General features: G+C 66.7%; 5 protein-coding genes and 2 pseudogenes. 5 read left to right on the top strand and 2 right to left on the bottom strand.

What is annotated here, in order from left to right:
- Window positions 1-117 precede the first annotated feature (117 nt).
- Window positions 118-525 carry a GNAT family N-acetyltransferase gene (locus tag ACFWNV_RS39335; RefSeq protein WP_383957057.1) on the bottom strand — a complete coding sequence of 136 codons (408 nt, stop codon included), beginning with the start codon at window positions 523-525 and terminating at the stop codon, window positions 118-120.
- Window positions 526-960: 435 nt separating this feature from the next.
- Between ACFWNV_RS39335 and ACFWNV_RS39330 the strand changes: the two are divergent.
- The 5 genes and pseudogenes from ACFWNV_RS39330 to ACFWNV_RS39310 form a co-directional block, all read left to right on the top strand.
- Window positions 961-1,643, top strand: a pseudogene (locus ACFWNV_RS39330) (IS5 family transposase); the annotation flags it as partial.
- A gap of 97 nt (window positions 1,644-1,740) precedes the next feature.
- Window positions 1,741-2,049: a hypothetical protein gene (locus ACFWNV_RS39325; RefSeq protein WP_383957054.1), complete on the top strand. Its 309-nt coding sequence runs from the start codon at window positions 1,741-1,743 to the stop codon at window positions 2,047-2,049.
- Window positions 2,050-2,074: 25 nt separating this feature from the next.
- A protein-coding gene (locus ACFWNV_RS39320) for an IS5 family transposase (protein ID WP_383957052.1) occupies window positions 2,075-2,934 on the top strand; the annotation gives its coding sequence in 2 pieces (ribosomal slippage) (window positions 2,075-2,446 and window positions 2,449-2,934; 858 coding nt in all).
- Window positions 2,935-3,035: 101 nt separating this feature from the next.
- Window positions 3,036-3,365 (top strand): hypothetical protein, encoded by a 330-nt coding sequence (locus ACFWNV_RS39315; RefSeq protein WP_383957049.1) that lies wholly within the window; start codon window positions 3,036-3,038, stop codon window positions 3,363-3,365.
- Window positions 3,366-3,379: 14 nt separating this feature from the next.
- Window positions 3,380-3,763: pseudogene (locus ACFWNV_RS39310) on the top strand (transposase); the annotation flags it as partial.
- Window positions 3,764-4,400: 637 nt separating this feature from the next.
- Here ACFWNV_RS39310 and ACFWNV_RS39305 read toward each other — a convergent pair.
- Window positions 4,401-4,596 (bottom strand): hypothetical protein (locus ACFWNV_RS39305; RefSeq protein WP_383957046.1); only part of this gene is annotated, 196 nt, incomplete at its 5' end.

Here is a 4,596-nt window from a genome sequence, read left to right as displayed (position 1 = left end):
GGGGGACCCTGTGGGAGAGTAGGACGCCGCCGAACAATCATTGTAGAAAGCCCCGTACCGGGAAACCGGTACGGGGCTTTTCTGCGTTTACGGGCCGAATCCTCTTTGTCGCCGGCCCTATTCGCCGGGTTGCCAGACGTAGCGGACGTCCGGCTCCTGCTCCTCATTGCGGAGTCCTTCGGTACGTTCGACGGCGGCGAAGCCGTGCCGCTCGTAGAACCGTTGTGCGGGACCGTTGACCTGGAAGGTCCACAGCCCGAGTCCGGCCGGCCGCTGCTGCTTGGCCAGCGCCACGAAGCGGTCCCCCAGCCCCTTCCCCCGCCACGACGGATCCAGGTAGAGCTGTTCCAACTCCTCGCCCTCGAGCACGAGGAGCCCCGCCACGACGCCGTCGGCATCGGCTATCCAGGCCTCGTACTGCGGTACGACCACGAAGGAGAACCAGTCCCGTACCTCGTCGTCACCGTGGGCGAGCCGCACGGTAGGCAAGGCGGTCCTGAAGGAACGCAGCCACATGTCGGCCATGGCGACCGCATCCGAGTCGACCGCACGTCGAAACACAACCTCAGCACTGTTCACAGCGCGGCACTCCCCCAGACCCCTACCCCTGCCGCACCCGAATTCGCGGCCCCGGCCTCCGTCACCAACGGTCCCGACCTGCCGCAGCAGAGTACGCAGACGCCACCAGCGGAGCAGGTGCCCTTTGTCGGTCCCACCCGTAGACCCTCGTCACCTCTTGGAGAGGTCTCCTGACGGGGCTAGGGGAGAGGGACCCTGTCTCCTCGTTCAAGGGGATGAGACGGGCCGGAGTGGACGGGGCGGGCTCGCCCGGCACCTGCGTTGCCGCGTCTGAGGTGGGTTGCCAGATGGCTCCGAGGATTACGGGCTCGTTGAGCTGACGGCAAAGTTCTCAGGCGCTCGTCAACGGCTGGGTGCACATGCGGAACACCTGACCTCCGTCCTTGGAGAAGGGTTCTCCGCGGAGGTCCACTCGCGGGCCGTTTCCGCCGCTGGTCAGCGGACGGAACCTGACCGGCTCCTGGCTCATGTCCAGCAGCACTCGGATGCGATCGGTGAGGTCGACTGGTCGATCGTCTGCGTCGACTCGACGATCTTGCGCGCCCATCAGCATGCGGCCGGGGCCTGAAAGGGGGCCGTGGACCGGTGAAGCACTCGGACGCTCCCGAGGCGGACTGAGCACGAAGATCCACCTCGCCTGCGACGGCCGCGGCCGGCCTCTCGCGTTCACGGTCACCGGCGGGAACGTCAACGACTGCACGCAGTGCGAGCAGGTCCTGACCCGGATCCGGGTCAAGCGGTGCGGGCCCGGCCGGCCCCGCACCTGACCCGAGCGCGTGGTCGGCGACAAGGGCTACAGCTCCCGCAAGATCCGCGTCTACCTGCGGAAACGCGGTATCGCCTGCACCATCCCGGAACGTGTTGACCAGATCGGCGGACGCCTGCGGCGAGGCGAGAGCCTGTGCCGTCTCGACTGTGAGGTCTACCGGCGCCCCAACGTCGTCGAACGCTGCTTCAACCGCCTCAAGCAGAACAAAGCCCTCGCCACCCGCTCCGACAAACGAGCCCGCCACTACACAGCCCTGGTCACCCTCGCCTGCCTACGGCTCTGGCTCCCCACCTGACATTGCGGACACTCCCTAAGAGCTCGTAACACGATCTTGCCGATGCCGGTGTTAGGCCACTGCCTGTATCCGTCCAACTCCTCGCGATACTTGGGGGATGGATACCTATCAGGGCTGTGCGCGGCTTGAGTGGTGGGCCAATCGCTCGATGAGCCTGGGAGGGTTCGATGTGCGGGTCACAGCCCGCGCCACCGGCAGCGACTGGACGTGCGAAGCGATCCTCGAAGGCCCGCTGTCAGCGGACGATCAGGAGGTCTTCGACTTCTTGATGCAGGCCGACCCTGTCTTCACCCTGCACTTCGACGAGGGCAGCGAGATCCTGGTCAACGTGGCTATGGCTATGGCTGGGGACGGCGGCCGTCTCGCCCTCACCGTCTATGAGCCGGCGGAATCTGTCAGCGCGTAGAGCTCGTAGCGGGACCTTGGCGAGGATGCAGCGTCACCGCCGTGGCCGGTGCGATGATTCGGCCGTTCGGGAGGGTGTGAGCACTCGACCGTGGATTGTGGACGACGACTTGTGGGCACTGATCGAGCCGCTGCTGCCGCCTTGGCCCAAGCGGTCGCCAGGGCCGAAGCCGGTGAACGACCGCCGGTGCCTCCAGGGCATCCTCTTCGTCCTGCACCAGAACATCGCCTGGCAACTCCTACTGCTGGAGCTGGGGTTCGGCTCCGGTCAGACCTGCTGGCGCCGACTGGAGCGGTGGCAGCACGCTGGCGTCGTCGACCAGCTGCACCGCATCCTGCTCACTGAACTGAATGCGGCGGGCCAACTCGACTGGTCCCGTGCATGCGTGGACGGCTCCTACGTCCGCGCGAAAAGGGGGGAGCCGCGACCGGCCCGTCGCCGGTCGACCGGCGCAAAACGGGCAGCAAACATCACCTGATCTGTGACGGGCGCGGCACCGCGCTGCATGTCATCACCACTGCGGCGAACGTCAACGACATCACCCAGACTCTCGCCCTGGTCGACGCTGTCCCGCCGATTGCCGGCCGGGTGGGCCACCCACGCCGCCGCCCGGACTCCCTGTTGGGCGACAAAGCTTACGGCTCCAGGGCAGTGCGTCACGAGCTGCGGCGCCGCAGAATCCTGCCAGTGATCTCCCGCAAGGGCGCCCCGAACATCAAGGATCTGGGCAAGCTCCGTTACGTCGTGGAGCAGACCTTCGCCCTGCTCCACCAGTTCAAGCGGCTGGCCGTGCGCTGGGAGCGGCGTCCCGAACTCCATGACGCCTTCGTCTCATTGGCCTGCAGCCTGATCTGCTGGCGACGACTCAAGAAGGCGCATTCATGATCGTGTTACGAGCTCTAAGGGCTGTTCCGTAACGGGAGTGACCGTTGAGGTGTCAGTTCTGGGCTAGGGACTGCACGGTGCCTGGGATGAATGATCTGGGCATGTCCATGGACGAGGTACTCCCCAAAACCGACCTTGACGCGATGGCCGAGCGGGCTGCCGCCGCATCGCCGGGGCCTTGGGTGTCCTGGCTGGAGACGCGCGGAGCGACAGGCGGCGGGAGTTTCATCCAGGTCGACCCCAAGCATGGTGAGGAAGATGACGAGATCCATGTCAACCGGATCGTCGGTGCTCGACAAGTCCTAAGCCCGGAACGCCAGTTGGATGCGGATCTCGACTTCATCGCATCGGCAGGTCAGGACGTACCCCGCCTGATCGCAGAGGTGAGGCGGTTGCGGGCCCTGGTCGGGGAGAGAGGTTCTCAGGACTGAGTTGTCCCCCTCGCACCCGTGACCACACCATCGCCGCACAGTGGAAGAACTACCGGTACTGCACCCACCATCAGGTCGTCATCGACGCCGACACCCGCCTGGTCGTCGCGGTCGGCCGGCCGCTTGCCGGGAACCGCAACGACTGCGAGGCCTGGGAGGAGTCCGGTGCCAAAGCCGCCGTCGGCAAGAAGATCACGATCGCCGACGGCGGCTGTCCGCGAACCGGACGCGTCATGCCCCACCACCGCCGCCAGGGCGAAGACCTGCCTGACTGGAAGCAGGAGCACAACAAGTCCCACAAGCAGGTCCGAGCCCGAGTCGAGCACGTCTTCGCCCGTATTCCGATCACCTGGGAGGTGGATGTCGACTCCATGGTCTGCCGTGCTGATGGGCCGCACCCGATGACCACGGCCTGGGCCTTTCCTGCGGCAGGTGGACCACGAAGATGCACCCGGCCAGCCAACAAGGACAGAAGCCGTTGCGGCTGCTGGTCACAGCTGGTCTGGAAGCTATCCGGGTTCCTCGCCTCGGACTGGGCGGGCCACGGGTCCGTCCGGTCCGTGTCAGTGGTGGCGGCGGAGAATCCGCTGCACGATTCCGGAACCTGCCGATCAGGCCGGCCAGCGTAAGCGCCGGGCATGGTGGGGGGCCTCCGGCTTTCGGCCGTGAGGACTGCAAGGTCCGGTACGTAGGTGAGTGTGGCATCAACCGGCTGAGGCGGAACCGGGCGGTTGCCGCCCGGGTCGACAAGCTCGCGGTGCGTTCGAAGCTTCCTGGAGGACGGTGGGTACGAGGTGGTCCGCCGCGACACCACCCGCCGCGAACACGACGTCGTCACCGGGACCAGCATCGACCGGATCGCCCGCGACCTCATCATCTGGATGGCCGCCCGCGACTTCCCCGGGTGAGCCGGCCAGCGCACCAGCAACTTCGTTCGGACATCGCCGGCACCCTCGGTCCGTCCGTGGGCCTTGTGGATCTGGGCTGGTGACCCGAACCGTTCCAGCAGGCCCCGTTGTTGGGCCGCGGGGAAGGTCACGGGGCGAGGGTGGGGAGCAGTGTGCGGATGTCCTGGGCCAGGGGGGCGGTGTTGATGGGGTGGCTGGTGTCTACGGTGCGGAGGGGGCCGCCCAGGGCTAGGCCGTCTCTTTCGGATCTTGCCGGGCCCGCGGCGTCTGGTGCCGCGCCTGGCCGCACTGCCGAGGCGACCACGTACGCCCAGTACGCGAAC

Source organism: Streptomyces sp. NPDC058401, from assembly GCF_042722885.1.
GTDB lineage: Bacteria > Actinomycetota > Actinomycetes > Streptomycetales > Streptomycetaceae > Streptomyces.
The sequence above is the reverse complement of the archived record's forward strand: the minus strand, read 5'-3'. Positions and strand labels throughout refer to the sequence as shown.

Bases quoted from the DNA above. Each gene is read 5' to 3' on its own strand.
- ACFWNV_RS39335 (WP_383957057.1), bottom strand. From the start codon at position 525: ATGGCCGACATGTGGCTGCGTTCCTTCAGGACCGCCTTGCCTACCGTG.
- ACFWNV_RS39325 (WP_383957054.1), top strand. From the start codon at position 1,741: ATGGATACCTATCAGGGCTGTGCGCGGCTTGAGTGGTGGGCCAATCGC.
- ACFWNV_RS39315 (WP_383957049.1), top strand. From the start codon at position 3,036: ATGTCCATGGACGAGGTACTCCCCAAAACCGACCTTGACGCGATGGCC.